The 24,579-nt window shown below is 60.4% G+C and carries 24 protein-coding genes; 9 read left to right on the forward strand and 15 right to left on the reverse strand.

The annotated features are described in order from the left end of the window. Positions 1-78 precede the first annotated feature (78 nt). The 4 genes from fghA (at position 79) to ACR0C9_RS13435 (ending at position 3,581) form a co-directional block, all read left to right on the forward strand. A complete protein-coding gene (gene fghA / locus ACR0C9_RS13420; RefSeq protein WP_480781232.1) occupies positions 79-912 on the forward strand; it encodes an S-formylglutathione hydrolase in 834 nt (277 codons plus the stop codon). A 3-nt stretch (positions 913-915) separates the two neighbouring features. Continuing rightward, the gene (gene sthA / locus ACR0C9_RS13425) at positions 916-2,367 is read left to right on the forward strand and encodes a Si-specific NAD(P)(+) transhydrogenase (RefSeq protein ID WP_480781233.1); all 1,452 of its coding nucleotides are present in this window, start codon (positions 916-918) and stop codon (positions 2,365-2,367) included. Next, positions 2,364-2,819, forward strand: a complete 456-nt coding sequence (locus ACR0C9_RS13430; RefSeq protein WP_480626657.1) for a YaiI/YqxD family protein — start codon at positions 2,364-2,366, stop codon at positions 2,817-2,819. The genes sthA and ACR0C9_RS13430 overlap by 4 nt, the downstream gene beginning before the upstream one ends. Before the next feature lie 141 nt (positions 2,820-2,960). After that, the gene (locus tag ACR0C9_RS13435) at positions 2,961-3,581 is read left to right on the forward strand and encodes an HAD family hydrolase (protein WP_170453874.1); all 621 of its coding nucleotides are present in this window, start codon (positions 2,961-2,963) and stop codon (positions 3,579-3,581) included. On the opposite strand, the gene ACR0C9_RS13440 is transcribed toward ACR0C9_RS13435, so the two are convergent. The 15 genes from ACR0C9_RS13440 to ACR0C9_RS13510 all read right to left on the reverse strand — a co-directional run bounded on the left by ACR0C9_RS13440 (position 3,578) and on the right by ACR0C9_RS13510 (position 20,023). After that, positions 3,578-4,819 carry an MFS transporter gene (locus tag ACR0C9_RS13440; RefSeq protein ID WP_480781276.1) on the reverse strand — a complete coding sequence of 414 codons (1,242 nt, stop codon included), beginning with the start codon at positions 4,817-4,819 and terminating at the stop codon, positions 3,578-3,580. The genes ACR0C9_RS13435 and ACR0C9_RS13440 overlap by 4 nt on opposite strands. 165 nt (positions 4,820-4,984) lie before the next feature. Beyond that, positions 4,985-5,746, reverse strand: coding sequence for a Phenylacetic acid catabolic protein (locus ACR0C9_RS13445; protein WP_480584791.1), 762 nt, complete (start codon positions 5,744-5,746; stop codon positions 4,985-4,987). A 13-nt stretch (positions 5,747-5,759) separates the two neighbouring features. After that, a complete protein-coding gene (locus ACR0C9_RS13450) occupies positions 5,760-6,833 on the reverse strand; it encodes a 2Fe-2S iron-sulfur cluster-binding protein (protein WP_170453876.1) in 1,074 nt (357 codons plus the stop codon). A 13-nt stretch (positions 6,834-6,846) separates the two neighbouring features. Next, complete coding sequence (gene paaD, locus ACR0C9_RS13455; protein ID WP_170622213.1) at positions 6,847-7,305, reverse strand: 1,2-phenylacetyl-CoA epoxidase subunit PaaD; 459 nt, start codon at positions 7,303-7,305, stop codon at positions 6,847-6,849. Positions 7,306-7,311: 6 nt separating this feature from the next. After that, positions 7,312-8,079, reverse strand: a complete 768-nt coding sequence (paaC, locus tag ACR0C9_RS13460; protein WP_170622214.1) for a 1,2-phenylacetyl-CoA epoxidase subunit PaaC — start codon at positions 8,077-8,079, stop codon at positions 7,312-7,314. Beyond that, positions 8,079-8,363 carry a 1,2-phenylacetyl-CoA epoxidase subunit PaaB gene (paaB, locus tag ACR0C9_RS13465; RefSeq protein WP_170453879.1) on the reverse strand — a complete coding sequence of 95 codons (285 nt, stop codon included), beginning with the start codon at positions 8,361-8,363 and terminating at the stop codon, positions 8,079-8,081. Before paaB ends, paaC begins: the two co-directional genes overlap by 1 nt. A 23-nt stretch (positions 8,364-8,386) precedes the next feature. Next, positions 8,387-9,364 carry a 1,2-phenylacetyl-CoA epoxidase subunit PaaA gene (paaA, locus tag ACR0C9_RS13470; RefSeq protein ID WP_480781234.1) on the reverse strand — a complete coding sequence of 326 codons (978 nt, stop codon included), beginning with the start codon at positions 9,362-9,364 and terminating at the stop codon, positions 8,387-8,389. Between the two features lie 15 nt (positions 9,365-9,379). Then, complete coding sequence (gene pcaF / locus ACR0C9_RS13475) at positions 9,380-10,582, reverse strand: 3-oxoadipyl-CoA thiolase (protein ID WP_480626654.1); 1,203 nt, start codon at positions 10,580-10,582, stop codon at positions 9,380-9,382. 210 nt (positions 10,583-10,792) lie between these two features. Continuing rightward, entirely contained in the window at positions 10,793-11,608 is an 816-nt protein-coding gene (locus ACR0C9_RS13480) for a PaaX family transcriptional regulator C-terminal domain-containing protein (RefSeq protein ID WP_480781235.1), read from the reverse strand. 49 nt (positions 11,609-11,657) lie between these two features. Beyond that, positions 11,658-13,688: a phenylacetic acid degradation bifunctional protein PaaZ gene (paaZ, locus tag ACR0C9_RS13485; protein ID WP_480781236.1), complete on the reverse strand. Its 2,031-nt coding sequence runs from the start codon at positions 13,686-13,688 to the stop codon at positions 11,658-11,660. 120 nt (positions 13,689-13,808) lie between these two features. Beyond that, positions 13,809-14,996 carry a cytochrome P450 gene (locus tag ACR0C9_RS13490; RefSeq protein WP_480781237.1) on the reverse strand — a complete coding sequence of 396 codons (1,188 nt, stop codon included), beginning with the start codon at positions 14,994-14,996 and terminating at the stop codon, positions 13,809-13,811. Further along, positions 14,996-16,348, reverse strand: a complete 1,353-nt coding sequence (locus ACR0C9_RS13495) for a TRAP transporter large permease (protein ID WP_170453885.1) — start codon at positions 16,346-16,348, stop codon at positions 14,996-14,998. The genes ACR0C9_RS13490 and ACR0C9_RS13495 overlap by 1 nt, the downstream gene beginning before the upstream one ends. Further along, positions 16,348-16,851, reverse strand: coding sequence for a TRAP transporter small permease (locus ACR0C9_RS13500; protein WP_480584814.1), 504 nt, complete (start codon positions 16,849-16,851; stop codon positions 16,348-16,350). The genes ACR0C9_RS13495 and ACR0C9_RS13500 overlap by 1 nt, the downstream gene beginning before the upstream one ends. 57 nt (positions 16,852-16,908) lie before the next feature. Beyond that, positions 16,909-17,928: a TRAP transporter substrate-binding protein gene (locus ACR0C9_RS13505; protein ID WP_480781238.1), complete on the reverse strand. Its 1,020-nt coding sequence runs from the start codon at positions 17,926-17,928 to the stop codon at positions 16,909-16,911. Positions 17,929-17,998: 70 nt separating this feature from the next. Then, on the reverse strand, positions 17,999-20,023 hold the full coding sequence (locus ACR0C9_RS13510; protein ID WP_480781239.1) for an FAD-dependent oxidoreductase: 2,025 nt from the start codon (positions 20,021-20,023) through the stop codon (positions 17,999-18,001). Between the two features lie 103 nt (positions 20,024-20,126). Between ACR0C9_RS13510 and paaG the strand changes: the two genes are divergently transcribed. From paaG to zapE, 5 genes are all read left to right on the forward strand, one after another. Continuing rightward, entirely contained in the window at positions 20,127-20,912 is a 786-nt protein-coding gene (paaG, locus tag ACR0C9_RS13515; RefSeq protein ID WP_480781240.1) for a 2-(1,2-epoxy-1,2-dihydrophenyl)acetyl-CoA isomerase PaaG, read from the forward strand. Between the two features lie 2 nt (positions 20,913-20,914). Then, complete coding sequence (gene paaI / locus ACR0C9_RS13520) at positions 20,915-21,340, forward strand: hydroxyphenylacetyl-CoA thioesterase PaaI (protein ID WP_170453890.1); 426 nt, start codon at positions 20,915-20,917, stop codon at positions 21,338-21,340. Between the two features lie 24 nt (positions 21,341-21,364). Next, positions 21,365-22,675 (forward strand): phenylacetate--CoA ligase PaaK, encoded by a 1,311-nt coding sequence (gene paaK, locus ACR0C9_RS13525; RefSeq protein WP_170736007.1) that lies wholly within the window; start codon positions 21,365-21,367, stop codon positions 22,673-22,675. 3 nt (positions 22,676-22,678) lie between these two features. Then, on the forward strand, positions 22,679-23,275 hold the full coding sequence (locus ACR0C9_RS13530; RefSeq protein ID WP_170453892.1) for a TetR/AcrR family transcriptional regulator: 597 nt from the start codon (positions 22,679-22,681) through the stop codon (positions 23,273-23,275). Positions 23,276-23,455: 180 nt separating this feature from the next. Further along, a complete protein-coding gene (zapE, locus tag ACR0C9_RS13535; protein WP_480781241.1) occupies positions 23,456-24,514 on the forward strand; it encodes a cell division protein ZapE in 1,059 nt (352 codons plus the stop codon). The last annotated feature ends 65 nt before the right edge of the window (positions 24,515-24,579 follow it).

The raw sequence follows: 24,579 nt of genomic DNA on the forward strand, positions 1-24,579 counted from the left end.
CGACGAAGGTGCCCGGACTTTACGTAGGGGCCTTGGACCGTTAGCCATGGGCGAACCCTAACGTAAGGAAAAGACCTGATGGAAACCCTTTCGGAAAATGCCTGTTTCGGTGGCGTGCAGGGCGTCTACCGCCATGCTTCGACCGCGTGCCAATGCGACATGACCTTTGGCCTGTTTCTTCCGGCCGAGGCAAAGGACGGCCCGGTTCCGATCCTGTGGTATCTGTCGGGCCTGACCTGCACCCATGAAAACGCGATGACCAAGGCGGGGGCGCAAGCCTGGGCTGCTGAACAGGGCATCGCAGTCATCTTCCCCGACACCTCGCCGCGCGGCGAAGGCGTGGCCGATCACGAGGATTACGATCTGGGCCAGGGTGCCGGGTTCTATGTGAACGCTACGCAATCCCCCTGGGCCCCGCATTTCAACATGTGGGATTATGTGGCCGAGGAGTTGCCCGCCTTGGTGGCCGAGAATTTTGCCATCGACATGGACCGTCAAGCCATCACCGGTCATTCGATGGGCGGCCACGGTGCGCTGACGCTGGCGATGAACCTGCCGGGACGTTTCCGGTCGGTGTCGGCCTTTGCGCCGATCTCGAACCCCACCGGGGCCGAATGGGGCCGCAAACAACTGAGAGCCTATCTGGGCGATGACGAAGCGGCCTGGGCGAAACATGATGCGTCCCTGCTGATGAAGGAAAAGGGGTTTGATGGCCCGATCCTGATCGACACCGGTGCAAGCGACCAGTTCATCGACCTGCTGCGCCCCGAAGCGCTGGCCGCCGCCATCGCCGAGCGTCGCCAGCAGGCCACTTATCGCCTGCAACCGGGCTATGATCATTCCTATTTCTTTGTGTCCACCTTCATGGAAGACCACATCACCTTCCATGCCGAAGCGCTGTACGGAGACTGAGGCATGAGCGATTATGACTACGACCTGATCATCATCGGGTCCGGTCCCTCGGGGCGGTCCGCCGCGATTCAGGCCGGTAAGCTGAAGCGCCGCGTGTTGGTGATCGACCGCAAGGATCGGTTTGGCGGCGTGTCGGTCCATACCGGCACCATCCCGTCGAAAACCCTGCGCGAGACGGTGCTGAACCTGTCCGGCTGGCGCGAGCGCAGCTTTTATGGGCGGTCCTATCGCGTCAAGGACCAGATCCGCGCCGAAGACCTCAAGGCCCGTCTGCATATGACGCTGGATCATGAGGTCGATGTGCTGGAACACCAGTTCAATCGCAACCACGTGGAAACCCTGAACGGGTTGGCCTCGTTCGTTGGCCCGCATGAGATCGAAGTTGCCACCGATGCCGGTGAGAAAACGCGCCTGACCGCAGCCAAGTTTCTGATCGCCACCGGAACCAAAACCTATCGCCCCGATTATGTGCCCTTCAACGGCAAGACCGTCGTGGATGGTGACGATTTTCTTGAGATGGCCGAGATTCCACGCTCGTTGGTCGTCATCGGGGCTGGGGTGATCGGGGTGGAATACGCCACCATGTTCTCGGCGCTGGATGTGCGGGTGACGTTGATCGAACCACGGGATACCTTCCTCGATTTCATCGACAGCCGGTTGATCCACGATTTCACCCATCAGATCCGCGAGAACGGTGTCGATCTGCGATTGGGCTCTGCGGTCGAGAAAATCGAAGACACCGGCGACCACGTTGAAGTCACGCTGGAAAACGGTCGCCACGTTCGCGCCGAAATGCTGTTGTTTGCGGCCGGGCGGATGGGCGCGACCTCGGCGTTGAATCTGGACGCGGTCGGGCTGGAAACAGACCACCGCAACCGGATCAAGGTGGATCGCAAGACCTATCAAACCTCGGTGCCACATATCTACGCAACCGGCGATGTGATTGGGCACCCTTCACTGGCCTCTACGTCTTTGCAACAGGGTCGGGTCGCCGCCTGTCACGCGCTGGAAACACCGACCTTGCCTGAGAGCCCCTGGTATCCTTATGGCATCTATTCGGTACCCGAGATTTCCACCTGCGGCATGTCCGAGGAGGAGTTGCAGGAGCGTGGCATTCCCTATGAGGTCGGCGTGGCGCGGTTCCGCGAAACCTCGCGCGGGCATATCATGGGGTTGGAACATGGCATGCTGAAGATGCTGTTCTCGCTGAAAACCCGCCGGGTTCTGGGCGTGCAGATCGTCGGTGAAGGCGCGACCGAGCTGATCCATATCGCGCAGGCCGTGCTGAACCTGAAAGGCACCGTGGATTACTTTGTCCAGAACACGTTCAATTATCCAACGCTGGCCGAAGCCTACAAGATCGCCGGTCTGGACGCATTCAACCGAATGCCGATTCCGGAAGAGTTCAAGGTGAAAAAGAAGCCAGCGGCGACGAAAGAGGCAAAGAAGGCGTGACAACGCTCTATATCGATGGCGATGCCTGCCCCGTGAAGGCCGAGGCCGAGCGGGTGGCGACACGGCACAAGGTTCCGATGGCGCTGGTGTCGAATGGCGGGCTGCGGCCTTCGGCGAACCCTTTGGTGCAGGTGGTCATTGTCTCGGAAGGGGCTGACGAAGCGGATAAGTGGATCGCCGAACGCTGCGGGCCAGGCGATGTGGTGGTCACATCCGACATCCCCTTGGCTGCAAAATGTGTCGAGGCCGGCACCCGCGTGCTGCGCCCCAACGGCGAGGCGTTCACCACCGCCAATATCGGTCAGCAACTGGCGATGCGCGACCTGATGGCGGACCTGCGCGCGGCAAATCCGTTGGGTGCAGGGGGCGGGGGCAAACCCTTCAGCAAGGCCGACCGGTCCCGGTTTCTGGACGCCTTGGAACGGGAACTGAGGGCTGCAAAACGGGCATAGCCCTCCCGCCCGTCGGCGATGCATCAAAGATGCATCTTCTCCGGTTGGGCCGGGCAGCGCTGCGCGCTGCGGTTGGTGCTTGAACTTGGACGCCGGGCTTGGTTCAGTCGGCCCGGCAGGAATTTGAAGCAGGAACACAACATGCCCATCCAAGCGGTCATTTTCGACATCGGCAATGTACTGATCGAATGGCAGCCCGAGCGCTACTATGACCGTGTCATCGGCGAGGATCGCCGCCGCGCGATGTTCGACGAGGTCGATCTGCACGGCATGAACGATCTGGTGGATCAGGGCCATCACTTCACCGATACGATCTACAATTGGGCCGAGAAATATCCCAATTGGCGCGACGAGATTCGCATGTGGCACGACAAATGGATCGAGCTTGCCGCGCCTGAAATTCCGCATTCGGTCCGGTTGCAACGGGCATTGCGCGCCAAGGGCGTGCCCGTTTTTGCGCTGACGAATTTCGGTGTGCAGAATTTCGACTATGCCACCACCGTTTATCCGTTTCTGAACGAGTTTGACCGGCACTATGTCTCGGGCCGGATGAAGATGGTGAAGCCCCATGTGCCGATCTATGCACAGGTCGAGGCCGATTGTGGCCTGCCGCCCGAGACATTGCTGTTCGCGGACGACCGGATCGACAACATCGAAACCGCGCGGTCCCGTGGTTGGCAGACGCATCACTTCACCGGCCCGCAAGGCTGGGCGGATCGCCTGGTTGCCGAAGGCTTGCTGACCGAAGAAGAAGCCCGCTAGGCTGCTGCGGGTGTTGCGCCCCGGTTTTCGCGGATCGGCAGATGGACGATGGCACTGAACGCTCCGACCGCGACGCCGATCCACCAGACCATGGTGTAGTCGCCATAGACGTCATACATCCGCCCACCCAGCCAGACGCCCAGGAACCCCCCGATCTGGTGGCTGAGGAAGATGAAGCCGTAAAGCGTGCCCATGTAGCGCAAGCCGTAAAGATGCGCGACAAGGCCCGAGGTCAGCGGCACCGTCGCCAGCCACAGAGAGCCCATGACGATTGAGAAGATGATCACCGAAGTTGGCGTGATCGGCATCAGAATGAAGGCTGCGGCTGCAAGGGTTCGCGCTGTGTAGATTGCGGCGAGCAGGTATTTCTTGGGGAAGTGATTGCCCGCCCAACCTGCCAGCAACGTGCCGCCGATATTGGCAAGACCCACAAGCGAAATCGCTACGGCACCGAGGGCCGACGTCGTAGTAATGCCAAGCGAATGCAAAACACCCCCGGGCTGAATAGGGCCGCACATCTCGGTCACGATAGCCGGGAAATGGGCGGTGATGAAGGCCACCTGATAGCCACAGCTGAAAAAACCCAAGAAGATCAAAGCATAAGACGGGTCCCGGAAGGCGCTGCCCAGGATCTGGCTCATGCTTTCTTCCAGCTCGGCCTTGCTGACCGGTTGCGGCGCGCGCATAAAGGGCAGCGTCAGAACAAGCGCAAGGATCGCAACGGCGAATACGATAAACACCTGTTGCCACGGCAGGAAGGTGAGCAACCATTCAGCAGTTGGCGCGCCGATGACCTGACCAAAACTGCCCGCAGCAGTCACAATCGCCAGAGACATCGACCGGTTCTTGTCGGATGAGGCGCGGCCAACCACAGCCAGAACAACGCCGAACCCGGTGCCTGCGATACCAAAGCCCACCAGCCAGGCGTACATCTGGTGCCCAAAGGGCGTGATCGACCAGGCCGACAGAACCATACCTGCGGCATAGGTCAGTGCACCCAGGATGATCGCCTTTCGATCACCGATCTTTTCGGCAATCGCAGCAAAGATTGGTTGCCCAATGCCCCAGGCCAGGTTCTGGATCGCAATGGCCAGGGAAAAATCGGTGCGCAGCCAGCCGAACTCATCCGCAATCGGGATCTGAAACACCCCGAACGAGGCGCGCACAGCGAAGCTGACCGTGATGATGATACACCCCACGATCAGGATCGGATTCAACAGTCGGGCGGATTGCGACATGAGGACCTCGGGGCGCATTGATCCGGCAGACGTTAGCGGATTCAGACGGCCCGTCAATTCAACAGATTTGCGGTCACGCATCAGAAATATTGATGCTCTAATCAACCTCAAAAGCAAAGGGCCGTCTGGTCGCGAATTACAGGCGGCCAAGTCGGACGACAGGGTCTAGACGGGCTTTCTAAGGTTCAACGTCGCCAAGGTCTCGCCCATCGCATGGTTCCACCGCTCTCGCAGCATGTGGTTTTCGGTGCGTCTCAGGTTCATGGATTTCAGAAGCTCGAACCGTTTCGGATCATCGCCCCCGAACGAGGCTGCCACGCGGGGCCACCAATAATCGACCGAGCTTTGCATCGCGTCCGCCTCGCCCGCAGCGATCAGCTTGGTTGCGCCCTCCAAGGCCAGATCGCCGTGGTTCGCCTCGATAGGCGCGATGATCCGGAAAGCCTCGGCCAGCGGCTGATACGAGATCGTCGAAAACTCGGCCAGTTGCTCGGCGACGGCTCGGCTCATCAGCAGGTTCATGACGACGGCATCTGTCCAGCCGCTGATCGGGTAGTTGAACACCGCAAGGCGCATGTCGTGTTTGCTGCGGGTCGCGCCAATGTCGGCATCACGGTCCAGACGCGCGGTCCAGGGGTGATGGGTGGCGTATCTTTCGGTGTCTGCCCCGAACTCACCCATGATCTTCAGGACGCGATCCGCGTTGTCGGTTTTCTCCAGCACGATCTTGGCGGCCGCTATACGTTCCTTGATGCCCGGCCCCTGATTGATGATGTCGGCAAACCCGGCGGCCCCGGCCAGTTCGCTATCGACGAAAGTGGCCATCAGCTTCATCAGTTCGGCCCGGTATCGCGGCGGGACATTGGTTGGATTGGTCAGCACCCCGCCTGCGGCCAGATAGCTGTCGAGTGTCATTGTATCGCTCATCAATCCCCTCCTGTCACTGATCGTAGTCGACGACGACGCGGTCGGTCACCGGATAGGCCTGACAGCTTAGGACATAGCCCTTTTCGACCTCGTAATCCTCAAGCGCGTGATTGGCGAGCATTTCGACCTCGCCCTCGAGCACGCGGCAGCGGCAAGTGGAACAAACTCCTGCCTTGCAGGCGTAAGGCGCGTCCATGGCGTTTTCCAGCGCGGCTTCAAGAATGGACTGATCCTTGGGTAGGGTCATGGTCTGGGTGGCCCCGTCCAGCGTGATCGACGCACTGGTCTGATTAGCCTGCGTGCCCGCCTGCGCCGCGCTTGCCTTGCGCTTGGCCCGGCCCGGTTGGGCGCTGGCGAAAAGCTCGAACTTGATCTGGCTGTCTTCCAGCCCGTGGTCGCGCAAAGCGGCGGCAATCCCCAGCATCATCGGTTCCGGCCCGCAGATAAAAGCGGTGTCCACGTTTGTGATATCGATCCAATGCTTGAAAAGCTGACCGCATTTGTCCTGCGTGACCAGACCGGTGAACAAGTCGATCTCTTGCGCGTCGGCTTCGAGGATGTGGATCACGTTCAGGCGACCCATATAGAGGTTTTTCAGGTCCTCCAGTTCTTCCCGGAACATGATCGTGTTGATGCCTTTGTTGGCATAGATCAGCGTGAAACGGGATTTGGGCTCGCGGGCCAGCGTGGTTTTCAGAATCGACAGAACCGGCGTGATGCCCGAGCCGCCGGCAAAGCCAAGATACTGTTTCTGCGCATCTGCATCGATGGGCGCGTGGAAGCTGCCCATTGGTGGCATCGCCTGCACGACGTCGCCAACGGTAAGTTCTGCATTGGCCCAGCTTGAAAAGGCACCGCCCTCGACGCGTTTGATACCAACCTGCAAAACACCGTCATCCTTGCCCGCGCAGATCGAATACGATCGGCGCAGTTCCTCACCGTCAAAATCACGCCGGAACGTCAGATACTGACCGGCAGTAAAGTCGAACTGATCCGCCGCACCGTTTACCGGCTCAAGTGTCACCACAACCGCATCGCGGATGGTCTTGTGGATGTCGGTGACTTTCAGATCATGAAAACGTGCCATCCGGTGCTCCTCCTCAGATGCACTTGAAATAGTCAAAGGGTTCCAGGCAATCGGTGCAGCGCCAATGGGCCTTGCAGGGGGTCGAGCCGAACTGGCTGACCTTCTCGACCGCCTTGCTGCCGCAATGGGGGCACCGGTCCGGGCCGCCCGCCGGTTGCGGCGGTGCAATGCCATAGTCTTCCAACCGGGCGCGGCCCTTATCGCTCAGCCAATCGGTGGTCCAGGCGGGGGCGATGCTGGTTTCGATCCGCACATCCCCTATCCCATGATCGCGCAGGGCGGTTTCGATATCCATGCTGATCACCGACGTCGCCGGGCAGCCGGAATAAGTTGGTGTGACCGTAACAACCACCGTCTCAGCCTCCCACCGCACATCACGGACAATGCCCAGATCCACGACCGAGATCACCGGGATCTCGGGGTCGGGAACGGCATCCAGCCAGCCCCAGATCTGTTCGGTCGAGGCCTGCATCACATCTCACCACTTCGCGCCGGGATAGGCGCGTTGCAACCATTGCATCTGTGTCAGCAGGTGGCCCAGATGCTCGGTATGCATCCGCCCATCGCGCCCGCCCTTATGGGCAAAGCGGTTGTCCGGAATGGTCAGCGTTGCCTTGGTCAAAACAAGTTCAACCAAAGCGTCATATTCGGCGCGCAGATCGGACGGGTTCGGCGCGATCCCCGCTGCAACCATCTGGGCATCGATATCGTCGCTGACAAACATCTCGCCCACGTAAGGCCACAGGTAATCCAGCGCCTCCTGCATCCTTGCGTGGCTTTCCTCGGTCCCGTCACCAAGGCCCACCACCGTGTCGCCCGAGCGTTCCAGATGATAGGTAACTTCTTTGCTGGCTTTCGCGGCGATGGCCGCAACCCGCTCGTCCGAGGATGTCATCAGACGCCCCAGCATGATCGAATGCCATGCGTCGAACAGGAACTGGCGCATCAGCGTACGGCCGAAATCGCCGTTCGGCACCTCGACCAGCAGCACATTGCGGAAATCCCAGGCATCGCGCAGAAAGGCCAGATCATCGGCGCTTTTGCCGCCATCGACCTCGCCCGCAAGGCCAAGCCACATCTGGGTCTGTCCGATCAGGTCCAGCGCGGTATTGGCCAGCGCGATGTCCTCCTCCAGCACGGGCGCATGGCCGCACCACTCGCTGACGCGGTGGCCCAGGATCAGGGTATTGTCCCCCATCCGCAGCAGGAATTGCAGCAAAGCGTCGTTGGAAACCGAAACACTCATTACATCGCCCCCACGTCTTCGGGAATGTCGAAGAAGGTCGGGTGGCGGTACACTTTGCTTTCACTGGGTTCATACAGCGGGCCTTTGTCGCTGGGTGAAGAGGCCGAGATGTTGTTGGCTTCGACCACCCAGATCGAAACGCCTTCGTTGCGGCGGGTGTAAACGTCGCGCGCGTTCTTGATCGCCATTTCCGCGTCGGGCGCATGAAGCGAACCGACATGCCGGTGGCTCATCCCATGCTGGCCGCGGATGAAGATTTCCCACAGGGGCCATTCGTTGTTCATCGGGTTTCCTCCTTTGGGCAAGCTTATTCCGCCGCCAGATTGCCGGCGCGTTTCTTGCGGGCATGGGCCAGTAGCCCGTCGCGGACCCACTGGCCGTCATCCCAGGCCTTGTTGCGGGCGGCCAGACGATCCACGTTGCAGGGGCCGTTGCCTTTGAGCACGTCGAAGAACTCGGACCAGTCGGGTTCCGAGAAATCGTAATGCCCGCGGTCCTCGTTCCATTTCAGGTCCGGGTCGGGGATGGTCAGACCCAGATACTCGGCCTGCGGCACGGTCTGATCGACGAATTTCTGACGCAGCTCGTCATTGGTGTTGATCTTGATCTTCCACGCCATCGACTGCGCCGAATGCACGGAATCCTTGTCGGACGGTCCGAACATCATCAGCGACGGGAACCAGAACCGGTTCAGCGCGTCCTGCGCCATCCTGCGCTGCTCGGGCGTGCCTTCGGCCATCTTGCGGATCGCGTCATAGCCCTGACGCTGGTGAAAGCTTTCTTCCTTGCAGATGCGGATCATGGCGCGGGAATAAGGGCCATAAGACGTGCGCTGCAGCGGCACCTGATTCATGATCGCAGCCCCGTCGACCAACCACCCGACCGCGCCGATATCGGCCCAGTTCAAGGTCGGGTAGTTGAAGATTGACGAGTATTTCATGCGCCCGTCCAGCAGCATCTCGGTCAGTTCATCGCGACTGACCCCCAATGTCTCGGCCGCGCAGTACAGGTACAGCCCATGTCCGGCCTCATCCTGCACCTTGGCCAGAAGGATCGCCTTACGCTCCAGCGTTGGCGCGCGCGTGATCCAGTTGCCTTCAGGCAGTTGGCCCACAATCTCGGAATGCGCGTGCTGCCCGATCTGGCGGATCAGGGTCTTGCGATAGGCCTGAGGCATCCAGTCCTTGGGTTCGATCTTGATATCCGCGTCGATCCGCGCCTGAAATTCCGCCAGCTTTTCCGGATCGTCGTCCGACGCTTCGGATTTTACCATCTGAGCGTACATGTTCCGTCTCCTCCGTCACACGCGTTCAAGAATAAGGGCCGCGCCCTGCCCGACACCCACACACATGGTGCAGAGCGCATAGCGGCCCCCGGTTCGTTTCAACTGATAGGCCGCGGTCAGCACCAGACGCGCGCCGCTCATGCCCAAGGGATGGCCAAGCGCAATCGCGCCGCCATTCGGGTTTACGTGCGGTGCATCATCGGGCAGGCCCAGTTCCCGCAGCGTCGCCAGCCCCTGGGACGCGAAGGCTTCGTTCAACTCTATCACGTCCATCTGTTCGATGCGCAGCCCCGCACGAGCCAAAACCTTGCGCGTCGCAGGCACCGGGCCGATCCCCATGACGCGCGGCTCTACCCCCGCGACCGACATGCCCACCACGCGGGCCATAGGGGTCAGATCGTTCTTTGCCGCTGCCGCCTCATTCGCCATCAGGATCGCGGCGGCCCCATCATTCACGCCCGAGGCATTTCCCGCCGTAACCGTCTTGTCCGGCCCGTTCACCCCTTTGAGACCCGAAAGCTTTTCTGCCGTTGTTCCCGGTCGCGGATGTTCGTCGGTGTCCGAGACAATCGGATCGCCCTTGCGCTGCGGGATCGAGACCGGGGTGATTTCGTCCCTGAACACGCCCGCTGCATGCGCGGCCTGCCAACGGGCCTGGCTGCGCGCGGCAAAGGCATCCTGATCCTCGCGGCTGATCCCGTAATCCTCGGCCACGTTATCAGCGGTTTGCGGCATGGAATCGATGCCGTATTCCTGCTGCATCTTGGGGTTCACAAAGCGCCAGCCAATCGTTGTGTCATACACCGCATTGCTGCGCGTGAAGGCGGACGTCGCCTTGGGCATCACAAACGGCGCGCGCGACATGCTTTCTACACCGCCCGCGATGGCCAGATCGTAATCCCCCGCTTTGATCCCACGCGCGGCCATTCCGACAGCATCCATGCCGCTGGCACACAGGCGGTTTATCGTTGTTCCGGGAACGTCAATCGGCAACCCGGCCAATAGCGCGGCCATGCGTGCCACATTGCGGTTGCTTTCACCTGCCTGATTGGCGTCGCCATAGATCACATCATCCACGCTGGCCCAGTCAACCTGGGGATTGCGGGCCTTCAGGGCGGCCAGCGGGATGGCGGCCAGATCATCCGTGCGCACAGAAGACAACGCTCCGCCATACCGTCCAATCGGAGTGCGCGTCGCGTCGCAAATGAATGCGTCCATCTGTAATGTCTCCTGTTCGCAGGAACCGTCATTAACCGTCTGGTCGGTTAATAAATGCAGATCCGATTCGAGGCAAGCCTTATGTTACCATATCATCGCCTGCTTCGCATATTGTGTAACATGATTATCCATGCCTATGCCGCCACAATGGTCGAACCAACCCAAGCCGCTGGTTTTGTGCCTTCACAGGTCTGGGCAACCGGCCCTGCGTCAATCGTCCAGCGCGGCTTCCAATGTTGCAAGATCGGGGCGGGGCAGCTTGTCCAGCAACCGAAAGACCGCCTCGCGGCACTCTTCCCCCTTCCAATCCGAAGGCAGAAACGCAGGTGGCAGGGCCGGGTGGCGCAGGATCAGACGCCGCCACCCGTGCACGATCAAAACGCGCAACACGGCAGTTCGCAGCACATCGTTCACCCCTTTTGCGGGCAGAAGGTGTTCGACACCCTGAATCGAGTTCCAGAACTGGTCATACGCCGTTTTCAGGGCCTCTGGCCCGCACAGATCACGCAGCCAATCGGGTGCCGCGATGGTGATGCTTTCGATGCCCAGCAACTCCTCCAGCCCGTCCGGGATCGGGCCGGGCGCCATGGCTGTTGTGGGATTCACCGAGATATAATCTCCAGTCAGCATCAAATCCGACAATTCTTTCCGGGAACTCTCGGTATTGCTGGCAATCAGCACATGCCACACATCAGGCTTAGTCGTTTCGCGGGCATAGATACGCGGCGCGGCAGCCGCGCTTTGGCTGCGGCCGAATTCGGTGAGGCGATGCACACTGTTCCGCCCCACCCGCGTACTTTCGATCCAACCTTCCTTGCGCAACCGGTGCAGCGCGACACGCGTCGCTTCGGCCTTGATCCCGGCCAGAGCGGTGAGCGTGGTAATCAGCGCACCACTCACCTGATCCGACCCGTTCTGCGCCAGATCGCCAAAAATCGTAACCAGAACCGACCACACCCGCTGCGTGCCCGTGTTGGTCAGTTGGCTGACGCAGGTTTCGAACCAATCAGGAGCCGTATCTTTCATAGGCCAAGTATAATCGGGCCGGACGGAATTTCCATCCGGCCTTGTGGGTCTAGTAGGCGACCATGGTCAGCAATTCGTACTCTGCGACCATATCATCATCCTGCTGGGTCAGGGTGACATGCCAGCGAACCTCGCCATATTCGTCATTGCGCTTGGTCTTGCTTTTGACCGTCAGGCGCACCTTGATCGTATCCCCCGCCTCGACCGGTTTCATGAAGCGCAACCCGTCCAGGCCGGTATTGGCCAGAACCGGCCCTTCGTTCGGCTCAACAAACAACCCCGCAGCAAAGGACAGCAGCAGATAGCCATGCGCGACACGGCCCGGGAAGAACGGGTTTCGTTCCGCTGCGGCCTGATCCATATGGGCGTAGAACGTATCACCGGTGAAATGGGCAAAATGTTCGATGTCCTCCAGCGTGATGGTGCGCGGGTCGGTGTGGATGGTCTCACCAATCGCAAGGTCGTGGAACCTGCGGGTAAAGGGATGTGCGGGACCTTCGATTTCAGCAGCACCCGGCACCCATTTGCCGCCGATCGCAGTCAGCAGATCGGGTGAACCCTGAATGGCGGTGCGCTGCATATAGTGTTTCACACCGCGCACGCCGCCCATTTCTTCGCCGCCCCCGGCGCGACCGGGTCCGCCATGGACCATATGCGGCAAGGGTGAGCCGTGGCCGGTGGATTCGGTCATCGAGTCGCGATTGTTGAAGTAAAGCCGCCCATGATAGGCCCCCGCCCCCATCGCAACCTGCCGCGCCACATCCGGGTCATGGGTGATAACCGACGCCACCAGCGACCCCTGCCCCCGGTTCGCCAGTTCGATCGCATGGTCGAGATCGCGATACCCCATCACTGTGCTGACCGGACCAAAGGCTTCGGTGTCGTGCACGCGCTGTGCCGTGTCCGGGTTGGCGCAGTGGTACAGCATGGGCGGCAGAAACGCGCCTTTCTCGGCATCCGCGCCATCGACCGTGAAATCATCCGGGTCGCCAAAGACACGCTCGGCCTCTTGCCCGATGATCGCGGCCTTTTCCAGAACGTCGCGTTTCTGACTGGTCGAGACCAGCGCGCCCATGCGCGTGGTCTCCAGCTTTGGGTCTCCGATGGCCGTTTTGGCCAGCCGCGCGGACAGCGCCTCGATCACCGCCTGCACTTGCGACTCGGGCGCGATGATCCGGCGGATTGCGGTGCATTTCTGACCCGCTTTCGTGGTCATTTCACGCTGAACTTCCTTGACGAACAGGTCAAATTCCGGCGTGCCCGGCTGCGCATCCGGGCCGAGGATCGAGCAATTCAGGCTGTCCTGTTCCGCCACAAAGCGCACCGAGTTCTGCAAGATTACAGGGTTGGACCGCAGGTTCAGAGCAGTATCGGCAGACCCTGTGAAACTGACCACGTCCTGCATGGTCAGGCGATCCAGCATATCGCCCAGCCCGCCCGAGACCAGTTGCAGCGCGCCCGCTGGCAAAAAACCCGAGTCCAACATCAGCCGGACACAGAGTTCAGTCACATAGCAGGAATTCGTCGCTGGTTTCACAATCGCCGGAACACCCGCCAACAGGGTCGGTGCCAGCTTTTCCAACATCCCCCAGACAGGAAAGTTGAACGCGTTGATATGAACCGCCACGCCATGCAGCGGGGTGCAGATGTGCTGACCCAGAAAGGTACCATTGCGCGATAGCTGCTCGACCTCACCATCCAGATACACATGCCCGTCCGGCATCTCGCGCCGGCCTTTCGAGGCAAAGACGAACATCGTGCCGATACCGCCGTCGATGTCGATCAGGTGATCCGATTGCGTGGCGCCCGTGTTGAAGGACAGGTCATAAAGGGCCTGCTTGTGCTGACCCAAATGCAGAGACAGCGCCTTGAGCATCTTGGCCCGCTCGTGAAATGTCATCTTGCGCAAGGCCGGGCCGCCGACGTTGCGCGCGTGGTCCAACATCGCCTGCACGTCCAACGCGCTGTTGCCCGCCGTGGCGATCACCTCGCCCGTGACAGCGCTGGCAATGGTGCGGGCCCCTTCGCCGGGCGAAACCCACTCACCGGCTGCGAAGCTGGAAATCTGTTGGATGGTCATGAGCGTCTCCTCATCTGCATGGCGATCTTCGCGCAGCCCTTTGCCGGTCTGACGAAATGATATTTTAAACCGTACGGTCGGTCAATAAATTCCCGAGCCGCTTCCCCTGAACCAAACATCTCAAACCTGCGCGGGCAGTCGCGCGAAGCCGCGAAACCGGATCCGCCCGCCGCGTTCGGCACCTTCCGTGATACGATAGTTGGGGAACCGCGTCAGAAAACGCCCGACCGCAACGCGCCCCTCCATCCGCGCCAAGGTCAGGCCGACGCAGGTATGGGGTCCACCGGCAAAGGCGTGATGTTTGTTGGGGCGGCGGTTCAACTGGACAGCATCGGGCCGGTCGAACTGCCGAGGGTCGCGGTTGGCCGCGCCGATGCACAGGTGAATGTCGGTCCCGGCCGGGATTGTTTCTCCGTGAAACGACACGTCTTGGGTGGTCAAACGATTGCCAAACTGGTTGGGGCTTTCCAGCCGCAGAAACTCATCCACTGCGGTGGTGATCAGATCGGGGTCGGCCAGCAACTCGGCCCGTTTGTCGGGGTGGCGGTCCAGCAACTCTAGCGCGTTGCCGATCAGGTTGGTGGTGGTCTCATGCCCCGCATTCAGGATGAAAATGCAGTTCTGATACAGCTCGACCTCGGTCAGCCCGCCATCGGTGTCGTCCTGCATCAGCCGCGTCAGGACATCCGTCGCGGGGTCTCCGGGATTGGCGCGGCGGTCTTCTACGATATGCCTCAGGAAATCCTTGAAGTCGGATACCGAGCGGTTGCCCCATTCTTCCTGCTCTGGCGTCAATTTGGGCTCCAATGCGCCGAGAATGGCCAAAGACCAATCGCGCAGCGGCCCCCGCTCGGACCGTGGAATGCCCAAAAGGTTGCCGATGATTTCTATCGGGATCGCACCGGCAAAATCCTCGATCAGTTCCACCGTGCCCTTCGCCTGCATCTCGTCCAGCAACCCATCGACCAGCTGGATCAGCCCCGGCTCCATCTGCGCCAAAGCCCGCGGGTTCATCGCGCCGACCATCACCTTGCGAACACGGGTGTGCAGGGGCGGGTCGTTGAACACCAGGCTGGTCGTGTGATGTTCAAACAAAGGGCTGTCGACCCCGTATTTGGGGCCAAAAACCGCCTTTTTATCAGATATGAACCGGTCCGTGTCCCGATACACTAGATCCAGATCATCATATCGCGACAGAACCACAGATCCGTCGGGCTGCCAGCAGACCGGCGTGTCCTCGCGCAGCGTGGCGTAGATTGGATACGGGTCCGCGTGGAAACCTTGTGGCAATGCGGTCAGAGAAAACATCAGTGACCCATCGCCCCCATATGTTCGGGCAGTACCAGTACCAGCCAGGGCACAAGAACGATCAGAGCCAGACGGAAGATATCCGCCACCCAGAACGGCGTGACCCCTTTGAAGATTGTACCGGTCGATACATCGCCGACCACGCCTTTCAGGATGAACACGTTCAAACCGACAGGGGGCGTGATCAGGCTGATCTCGGTGACGACAACGACGACAATACCGAACCAGATCGGGTCATAGCCCAGCGACGTGACCAACGGGAAAAAGATCGGCACTGTCAGCAGCAACATCGACAGCGATTCAAAGACGCAGCCCAGAATGATATAGATCCCGAGGATCATCAGGATGACCACGAAGGGTTCCACCTCATACGCCGTGACCAAGGCGATCAAGGCTTCGGGCAGACCGGCAAGGTTGATGAAATTCGAAAAGATCTGCGCCCCGATCAGAACCGAGAACAGCGCCGCCGCCGTAAATGAGGTTTCTTTCAGCACCTCAAAGGTGGACCCCAACGTAAGCCCACCACGGGACAGTGCGATCAGGAACGCGCCCATTGCACCCATGCCCGCAGCCTCGGTCGGGCTGAAGGTCAGGTTCAGCGGGTAGAAATCGAACACACCATACAGGCCACCGATCACCAGAAAGAACAGCAACAACACGGCCCAGACCGAGCGCAGTGCTGACAGACGCTCGCCCCAGCCATGGCGTTCGCCCGCCGGGCCGGACTCGGGCCTGCGCCAAACCGTCCACCGCACGGCAAACAGGTAGAACAGGATGCCCAGCACACCGGGAATGATACCCGCGACGAACAGCTTGCCGATCGAGGTTTCGGTCAACAGGCCATAGATCACAAGGATCACCGAAGGCGGGATCAGGATGCCCAGCGTGCCGCCTGCCGCAATCGACGCTGTCGACAGCTCATCCGAATAGCGGTAGCGACGCATTTCGGGCATGGCGACCTTGGACATGGTTGCAGCCGTTGCCAGAGACGAACCGCAAATGGCCGAGAACCCGCCGCAGGCCGCAACCGTCGCCATGGCGATACCACCGCGAAAGTGCCCCAGAAACGCGTTCGAAACCGCGTAAAGTTCACGCGCCAGACCGCCTTTGTTCACGAACAGGCCCATAAGGATGAACAACGGGACAACCGACAGGCCGTAATCCTGCGCCGTGTCGGTGATCTGACGACCGACCATCGACATCGCGGCCTTCAACCCGCGCTCGGACAAGATGCTGCCGCCGCGTTCATAGGCAAAGCCCAGCGTCCCGACCAGGCCCATTGCAAACACGATGGGCAGCCGCAGCAGCACGAGGACAAGAACAAGGGCAAAACCGATCAGTGCGGCAGTCATCAGGCGTGCTCCGACAAAGCGTGAGGGGCAAAGATCTGCAGAAGGCCGGTGATGATCATTGCGACGGCGGTGATCGCAGTGAAACCGGCGATGAACCAACCCACGTAGAAAACCGGGATCGACAGGTATTCGGTGACATCACCATAATCCCGCGCGCGCTCCGCCAGAACCCAAACCCGCTGGATTGGCCAGATCAGCATGATGCCGGACACCAGATAGACAATCGCATCGCGCACCCGGCTCAGCCGCAGGCGCGAGAATATCCCGTCCGTCAGGTCCACCGCGATCTGCCCCTTCCCCGCCGAGATCATCGGCAGGACCGAGAACACCAGGATCGCCATCAGAATCCGCGTCAGCTCGGTCGCGGCCTCAATCGGAGCATTGAAGACAGAGCGCAGGATGACGTCGAAAAAGGTCATCACCATCAGGATGAACAGCGCCACACAGGCCAGCACCGTCGGAATGATGCTGACGCGACGCGCAAAGGTCACGAGAGATTGCATGATTGGTCCCCGGTGGGTGAAACTGGCTGGCGGATCGATCCCGCCAGCCAAAGCGCGTTATTGCGCAGCCATTTCATTGACGATCATGTCATAGGCGGCCTGCGCATCGACGCCGACACCGTTGACCTCGTCAATCACCTTGGCGCGCACATCCACTGCAATTGCATTGAACTTCTCCAAATCCTCAGCCGAGGCCGTGTTGATCGCATTACCCTCGGTCCCTTCGGTGGCTTCCCGGCCAATCGCGTCAATCTCATCCCAGATCTTGCCGATCTCGCGGCTGAGCGGTTCGCCGAAGACGTTCTCTTCCAGCGCGGCCTGCAGGTCGGCGGGCAGATCGGCAAAGGTATCCTCGTTCATGATGAAGGCGAACGACCCGCGATACAGACCACCCGGAACCTCGTAGACGTTCTGCGCCACCTCGGTCAGCTTGAAGCCCTTGCGGGATTCAAAGGGCATGACCACGCCATCGGCCGCTTTCGAGGCCAGTGTTTCGTATACTTTCGGCGCAGGCACCTGAATACCGGTCGCCCCCAGCGCCGTGCCGACATCACCGCCAACACCGCCCGGAATACGAACCTTGAGGCCCGAGACCTCGTCCAGCGCGGTTACCGGGCTGCTGGAATGCAGCTGCGCCGGGCCATGGGTATGCAGGGCGATCACTTTCACCCCGCGATGTTCATCCGCTGCCTTGAGGTGCTGGTCATAGGTGCGCCAATAGGCAACCGAGGCATCCTCGGCCGAGCCTTCATATCCGGGCAGTTCGATCATTTTGGTGGTGACGAACCGGCCCGGTTGATAGCCGTGGAAGATGATCGATGCATCCGCCGCGCCGTCCATGATCAGGTCCATCTGCGCGGGCGGAGGGGCAAGACCCAGTTTCAATTCGGCAGTCACCTGACCATCGGTGGCGTCTTCAACCATCTCGACGAATTTCGGCCACATTTTGGCGTTGATACCATGGGTCGGCGGGGCCCAGCTGGAAATGGTCAGCGTGTAATCCGCCGCCAGCGCTACGGTGCCCGAAACGGCCAGCGCGGCCGAGGCCAAAAGCGTGCTCAACTTGGTAAGTTTCATGGTTCTGTCTCCTCCCTGTGAAACATGACTCGCAAATGCGTTAATGGTCGCTTTTGTAACCATCAACATGTTAAAGACCCTCAAGCCCTTCAGCGATGCGCCAAGACCCCGGACTTTCTGCAGCGACGGTTGCCATGGTTGCGCGGGTGACGTCCGGCCCGATCTCTTTGCAATAGGCCATCGGCCCACCGCGCCAGCGCGGAAAGCCGTATCCTTGGATTTGTACCATATCGACGGCCTCGGTGTTTTCCGCGATCCCCTCTTCGAGGATCAACGCCCCCTCATTCGCCAGCACGGCGAGTATGCGCGAGGAGATCCCGTCATCCGAAAAAGCGCGGCGAGTAATGCCCTGCTGCGCGGAATAGGCTTCGATCAGCGCCTCAACCTCTGGATCGCGGATCGGCTCGCGCTTGCCATCTTCGTAGCGATACCACCCTTTTCCCGTGCGCTGGCCAAGCCGGTCCATTTCACACAGCTGGTCCGCGATGGTCACATAGCGTTCGCCCGGATCGCGGGTTGCAGCATTGCGCTTGCGATTGGCCCAGGCGATCTGAAGGCCGGTCAAGTCCTGCAACTCATACGGCCCCATGGGCATTCCAAGCGCCCGCATGGCCCGATCCACCTGATAGGGCAGCGCCCCGTCCGCCAGCAGATAATCGGCCTCGCGCCGGTAAGCGGCCAGCATGCGGTTGCCGATAAACCCGTCGCAAATGCCCGACAGAACCGAGATCTTGCGCAGCTTTTTACCCAGCGCAAACCCGGTTGCTATCACTTCGGCCGAGGTGTGCGGGGTCTTCACGATCTCCAACAGCTTCATGACATGGGCCGGGCTAAAGAAATGCAGACCAATGCAGCGAGACGGGTTTTTAATGCCCTCGAAGATCTCACGCGGGTCCAGATAGGACGTGTTGGTCGCCAGAATTGCGTCTTGGGGCATATGGCGGGCCAGTTCCACGAATACCTGTTGCTTGACGGACTGGTCTTCGAATACCGCCTCGATCGCAAGTTCTGCATCGGCGGCCTCGGCGTACTTGTCCACGGCACGGAAGGCGGCAAGGCGATCCCGAAGCTGCACCTCGGTCATCTTACCCCGTTTGACGGCCCCCTGCAGCAAACCCTCGACCCGGTTGTGCGCCGTTGCCGCCGCATCCGAGTCCCGTTCGATCAAAGTGACCGACAGGCCACCGTTCAGGGCAGCGGTGGCAATTCCGGCCCCCATCAGCCCCCCGCCGACAACAGCGATCCGGCTTATGTCGCGCGCGGTTGCGCCTTTGATCACCGCGGGTTTCGCCACGCTGCGTTCCGCAAAAAAGGCGTGGCGCAGGGCCCGGCTTTCAGCGCTTTGGCGCAGGTCCAGATGGCGGGCACGCTCTTTCGGCTGTGCTGTTGCAAACGGCTCGGCAGACCATTCCAGCGCGGTCAGGTTCTCCAGCGGCGATTGCTGCCCTTTGGCGCGTTTCTTCAGGTCCTGGCGGCTGATGTCCAGCAGGTCAGGCGCAAAATCTGCCACGGGGCGCTGGCTGACAGGGATCGGACGTTCGGGCAGGTTGGCAATAAAATCGGGGATCGCGGCCTTGGGGTCTCCTGCGACAAGATCCACGCCCCCAAGTTCGGCCAAAGCCTCGGCTTTTAGTATTTTTCCCGAGCACGCTATGTCGATTGCAGCCTGCATCCCCACAAGACGCGGCAAGCGTTGCGTGCCCCCTGCCCCGGGGATCAGGCCCACATTGACCTCGGGCAGACCAAAGCCTGTACCCGGCGCGGCAATCCGCCAGGCGCAGGCCATGGCAACCTCCAACCCGCCGCCCAGCACATTGCCGTGCATGCAGGCAATGAACGGCACCTGACTGTCTTCGATTTTCTGCACTACATCCGGCAAATGCGGCTCAACCGGCGGCGCATCGAATTCGGACATATCTCCGCCCGCGATAAAGGTTCTGCCCGCGCAGCACAGCACCGCCACGCGCGCGCCTTTGACCGCGTCAACCGCATCGGAGAGCCCCTGCCGCACCCCGGTCGAGGTTGCGTTCACCGGCGGGTTGTCAACCGTGACCCAGGCCACGTCCCCCCTGAAATCAACACGCACCAGCGACATGAGCTATTCCTTTGATCGGCCCGGAATCGGTTCGGGTTTATATATTGACCAACCGTTCGGTTAATGCAATGATTAAGTTGGAACGGGACCGGGTGGGACAGTCATGAGCGATACGATTCTTGTGCAAGACAACGGGAACTGGGCCGAAATAACCCTGAACCGTCCCGACAAGCTGAATGCGTTCAACGAAGAGATGCACTTTGCCTTGCAGAGCGCGCTGAAATCTGCGCGCGACAATGGGGCTAGGGCGATCCTGCTGACCGGAGCCGAGCGTGGCTTCTGTGCTGGTCAGGACCTCGGCGACCGCGACCCGTCGAAAATGGACGGCCCGCCCGATCTGGGCAAAACGGTCCGCAGTTTCTATGCGCCGCTGGTCCGTTTAATACGGTCGATGGACTTTCCCGTGATCTGCGCCGTGAACGGCGTCGCCGCAGGCGCGGGCGCAAATCTGGCACTGGCCTGCGACATGGTTCTGGCCGGGGAAAGCGCAAAATTCATCCAAAGCTTCTCCAAAGTCGGTCTGATCCCGGATACCGGCGGCAGTTGGCACTTGCCCCGTCTTTTGGGTGAGGCTCGCGCCAAGGGTCTGGCCCTGACGGCGCAACCGCTTACCGCGAAACAGGCCGAAGACTGGGGGCTGATCTGGAAGGCGCTGCCCGATGATCAACTGATGGACGAGGCGCGCGCGCTTGCCGCGCAACTCGCCAACGGCCCCACTCTTGGACTTGGCCTGACAAAACACTGCATTCAAACCGCGGCCACCACATCCCTGAGCGATCAGCTTGAGATCGAAGCAGATGCGATGAAAACCTGCGGTGAAAGCGCGGATTATGCCGAGGGTGTTTCCAGCTTCCTGGAAAAACGCGCACCGAATTTTCAAGGACGCTAAGGATGACCCCAAAGGAACGCGCCGAAAAATCCGCCGCCGCAATGTGGGCCAATGATGAGGCCAGCAAATGGTTCGGGATGGAGATCGCCGAGGTCGATGAAGGCCGCGCAGTCCTGACCCTGACCATCGCGCCCCATCACTGTAACGGGCACGGCATGTGCCACGGGGGCGTCACCCATGCGCTGGCCGACAGCGCCTTTGCCTTTGCCTGCAACAGCCGCAACACGGCAACCGTCGCGCAGCATACGACGATCAGCTTTCTCGCCCCCGGAAAAAAGGGCGACCAATTGACCGCGACCGCGACCGAAGTCACCGTTGCGGGCCGCAACGGTATCTACGACGTCCGCGTTACCAACCAGGACAACACTCTGATCGCCGAGTTTCGTGGCATGTCCCGCGCGATTGGTGGTCAGAATTTCGAAGAATAGCTTCGCGACCAGAGGAGGCACGCGATGGAAGACCTTTCCCCGAACCGGGCGGACCTGGACCCGATCGAGATCGCCTCGATCGACGAAATCCGCGCCACACAGCTTGAGCGCCTGAAATGGTCGGTACGCCACGCCTATGACAACGTTCCGATGTATCGGCAGCGCTTTGACGAGGCGGGCGTGCATCCTGACGATCTGCAACAGCTCTCCGATCTGGCGAAGTTTCCGTTTACCTACAAGAACGACCTGCGCGACAATTACCCGTTTGGCCTGTTCGCCGTCCCACGCAGCGAGATCATTCGCCTGCATGCCTCATCCGGCACGACGGGCAAACCGACCGTGGTGGGTTACACAAAATCCGACATCGACAATTGGGCCGATCTGGGCGCACGGTCCCTGCGCGCGTCGGGGCTGCGCAAGGGGGACATGGTGCACAATGCCTATGGCTATGGGCTGTTCACCGGCGGTCTTGGGGCCCACTACGGGATCGAACGGCTGGGCGCGACCGTGGTACCCATGTCAGGCGGGCAAACCGAAAAGCAGGTCAGCCTGATCCATGATTTCCGGCCCGACGGGATCATGGTGACGCCGTCCTATATGCTCAATATCCTCGAACAGTTCCACAAAGCGGGGCTGGACCCGCGCGAAAGCTCGCTGAAGGTGGGTGTATTCGGCGCAGAACCCTGGACGGACGCCATGCGGGCCGAGGTTGAGGCCGCCTTTGACATGCACGCGGTCGATATCTACGGCCTGTCCGAAATCATGGGTCCCGGTGTCGCCAATGAATGCGTTGAAACCAAGGATGGCCCGGTGATCTGGGAGGACCATTTCCTGCCCGAAATCATCAACCCCGAAACCGGCGAGGTCCTGCCCGACGGCGAAACCGGAGAACTGGTGTTCACGACCCTGACCAAGGAAGGTCTGCCGATGATCCGCTATCGCACACGTGACCTGACCTGCCTTTTGCCGGGCACGGCGCGGTCCATGCGCCGGATGGCCAAGATCACTGGGCGCAGCGACGACATGATGATCCTGCGCGGCGTCAATGTCTTCCCCAGCCAGATCGAGGAACAGGTGATGGCGACCGGCGGCCTTGCGCCCTACTACCAGATCGAACTCTATAAATCCGGTCGCATGGACGCCATGCGTGTCTTTGTCGAGGCGGCGCTGGATTCCACCGATGAGCTGTCCAAGACTGCCGCGGCGCGAATGCTGACCAAGCGGATCAAGGACGTCGTTGGCGTTTCCACGGAAATTGTTGTAGGTGACCCCGGCGACGTCGAACGCTCTCAGGGCAAGGCGAAGCGCGTCATCGACAATCGCGACAAGGAATAAGCCGTGGCCCGGACAATTGCCAAAGACCACGACCAGAAACGCAAGCAGATCCTGAAAATGGCGGCCAAAGTGTTTGCCGATCAGGGGTTTGACCGCGCCTCGATGACCTTGCTGGCCAAGGAATGCGGGATCTCAAAGGCCAACATCTATCATTACTACGACAGCAAGGATGCCATCCTGTATGACATCCTTGAAACCTATCTGCGGGAACTGCGCGACCGGATTTGCAACGTCGATCTGAACGGCTTGGACCCTGAGGAAAAGCTGCACAAGGCCGTGCGCGAGATCCTGTTTGCCTATCAGGGTGCGGATGACGAACACCGGGTCCAGATCAGCGGCATGAGCGCTTTGACAGATGATCAGCAGAAGCGCCTGCGCGGCTATCAGATGGATCTGGTGAATTTCATGCGCGACATTCTGAGGGACCTGTCGCCGAAATCCTTTGGCGATGACAAGGACAAGCTGCGCGGGGCCACCATGTCTGTCTTTGGGATGCTGAACTGGTATTACATGTGGAATTCCGGCGCGGGGCCAAAAGCCCGCGAAGACTATGCCGATTTGGTCAGCTCCCTGACATCGGACGGGGTTCGAAACCTGTAGTTTCGGTATTTCTTCCCTGTCGGGTTATGTTGGCCTGAAACAGAATTCCTGCGCCTGCGCCGTGACCTTCTGGCAATTGGGCGGGCCATTCACCTGGGCACCACAACGATCCCGCAAAATTGATGCATTGTCCGAAATGACGCTTTTCAAGCCTGGGGGTCAAAGGTAAGGCTCGGGTTTATGACGGATTTGATCTCGCTTTACGACACCCGCATTGCCGAAGGCATTTTGACCCGCGACGACGCGCAAGAGGCTGTTCTGCCACATTTCGAACGGATCCGCGCCGCGCTGGCCGCGCCGGTGAAACGCGGGTTGTTTCGCAAGGCGCCACCTGCACCGCAGGGATTGTACCTGTGGGGCGGTGTTGGGCGTGGCAAGTCCATGCTGATGGATATGTTCGTCGACAGTTTGCAGGACATCCCCGCGCGGCGCGTGCATTTCCATGCCTTCATGCAGGAAATTCATGCCGGGATGCACAAGGCGCGGCAGGACGGGGTTGAGGATGCGCTTGCCCCTGTTGCGCAAGCGGTCGTGAAATCCGTGCGTTTGCTGGCCTTTGATGAAATGCAGATCACCGATATCACCGACGCCATGATCGTCGGGCGGTTGTTCGATCTGCTGCATGAGGGCGGGGTTGTGGTCGTGACGACCTCGAACCGTCATCCGGATGAACTGTATAAGGACGGGCTGAACCGGCAGCTGTTTCTGCCTTTCATCGCGCATATCAAAGAGCAGTTGCAGGTGTGGGAACTGGTCTCACCCACCGATTACCGCCAGAACCGGCTGGAGGGCGCGCCGGTCTATTTCACGCCGATTGGCCCCGAAGCCCGGCAGAGCATCCGCGCGGTCTGGAGCGATCTGGCCGGTGGTCCGGCCGATCCGCTGGTGTTGCAGGTCAAGGGACGGGCGGTCGAGCTGCCCCAGTTCCGCAACGGGATCGCGCGGGCTTCGTTTTATGACCTGTGCGGACGGATGCTGGGCCCGGCGGATTATCTGGCCATTGCCGCTGAGGTGAAGGTTCTGGTGCTGGAAGACATCCCCCGCCTGTCGCGCAACAATTTCAATGAAGCCAAGCGCTTTGTCACGCTGATCGATGCTTTGTACGAGGCGAAGGTGCGGCTGATCTGTTCTGCCGCCGCCGAGCCCGAAATGCTGTATGTCGAGGGCGAAGGAACGTTTGAATTCGAACGTACCGCCTCGCGCCTGAGAGAGATGCAGGCTGAGGATTGGGGGGCTTAGGGGGCGCTGCCCCCGCCGCCTTTGGCGGCCCCCCGAGGTATTTTTAGCCAGATGAAGCCCTGCGG

It is taken from the genome of Ruegeria sp. C12 (assembly GCF_056537745.1).

Bases quoted from the DNA above. Each gene is read 5' to 3' on its own strand.
- ACR0C9_RS13505 (WP_480781238.1), bottom strand. From the start codon at position 17,928: ATGAAACTTACCAAGTTGAGCACGCTTTTGGCCTCGGCCGCGCTGGCC.
- ACR0C9_RS13495 (WP_170453885.1), bottom strand. From the start codon at position 16,348: ATGACTGCCGCACTGATCGGTTTTGCCCTTGTTCTTGTCCTCGTGCTG.
- ACR0C9_RS13450 (WP_170453876.1), bottom strand. From the start codon at position 6,833: ATGGCACGTTTTCATGATCTGAAAGTCACCGACATCCACAAGACCATC.
- ACR0C9_RS13445 (WP_480584791.1), bottom strand. From the start codon at position 5,746: ATGAGCGATACAATGACACTCGACAGCTATCTGGCCGCAGGCGGGGTG.
- fghA (WP_480781232.1), top strand. From the start codon at position 79: ATGGAAACCCTTTCGGAAAATGCCTGTTTCGGTGGCGTGCAGGGCGTC.
- sthA (WP_480781233.1), top strand. From the start codon at position 916: ATGAGCGATTATGACTACGACCTGATCATCATCGGGTCCGGTCCCTCG.
- ACR0C9_RS13480 (WP_480781235.1), bottom strand. From the start codon at position 11,608: ATGAAAGATACGGCTCCTGATTGGTTCGAAACCTGCGTCAGCCAACTG.
- paaG (WP_480781240.1), top strand. From the start codon at position 20,127: ATGAGCGATACGATTCTTGTGCAAGACAACGGGAACTGGGCCGAAATA.
- ACR0C9_RS13500 (WP_480584814.1), bottom strand. From the start codon at position 16,851: ATGCAATCTCTCGTGACCTTTGCGCGTCGCGTCAGCATCATTCCGACG.
- paaC (WP_170622214.1), bottom strand. From the start codon at position 8,079: ATGAGTGTTTCGGTTTCCAACGACGCTTTGCTGCAATTCCTGCTGCGG.
- paaB (WP_170453879.1), bottom strand. From the start codon at position 8,363: ATGAACAACGAATGGCCCCTGTGGGAAATCTTCATCCGCGGCCAGCAT.
- ACR0C9_RS13435 (WP_170453874.1), top strand. From the start codon at position 2,961: ATGCCCATCCAAGCGGTCATTTTCGACATCGGCAATGTACTGATCGAA.
- ACR0C9_RS13440 (WP_480781276.1), bottom strand. From the start codon at position 4,819: ATGTCGCAATCCGCCCGACTGTTGAATCCGATCCTGATCGTGGGGTGT.
- paaI (WP_170453890.1), top strand. From the start codon at position 20,915: ATGACCCCAAAGGAACGCGCCGAAAAATCCGCCGCCGCAATGTGGGCC.
- zapE (WP_480781241.1), top strand. From the start codon at position 23,456: ATGACGGATTTGATCTCGCTTTACGACACCCGCATTGCCGAAGGCATT.
- ACR0C9_RS13490 (WP_480781237.1), bottom strand. From the start codon at position 14,996: ATGTTTTCTCTGACCGCATTGCCACAAGGTTTCCACGCGGACCCGTAT.
- paaK (WP_170736007.1), top strand. From the start codon at position 21,365: ATGGAAGACCTTTCCCCGAACCGGGCGGACCTGGACCCGATCGAGATC.
- paaD (WP_170622213.1), bottom strand. From the start codon at position 7,305: ATGCAGGCCTCGACCGAACAGATCTGGGGCTGGCTGGATGCCGTTCCC.
- paaZ (WP_480781236.1), bottom strand. From the start codon at position 13,688: ATGACCATCCAACAGATTTCCAGCTTCGCAGCCGGTGAGTGGGTTTCG.
- pcaF (WP_480626654.1), bottom strand. From the start codon at position 10,582: ATGGACGCATTCATTTGCGACGCGACGCGCACTCCGATTGGACGGTAT.
- paaA (WP_480781234.1), bottom strand. From the start codon at position 9,364: ATGTACGCTCAGATGGTAAAATCCGAAGCGTCGGACGACGATCCGGAA.
- ACR0C9_RS13510 (WP_480781239.1), bottom strand. From the start codon at position 20,023: ATGTCGCTGGTGCGTGTTGATTTCAGGGGGGACGTGGCCTGGGTCACG.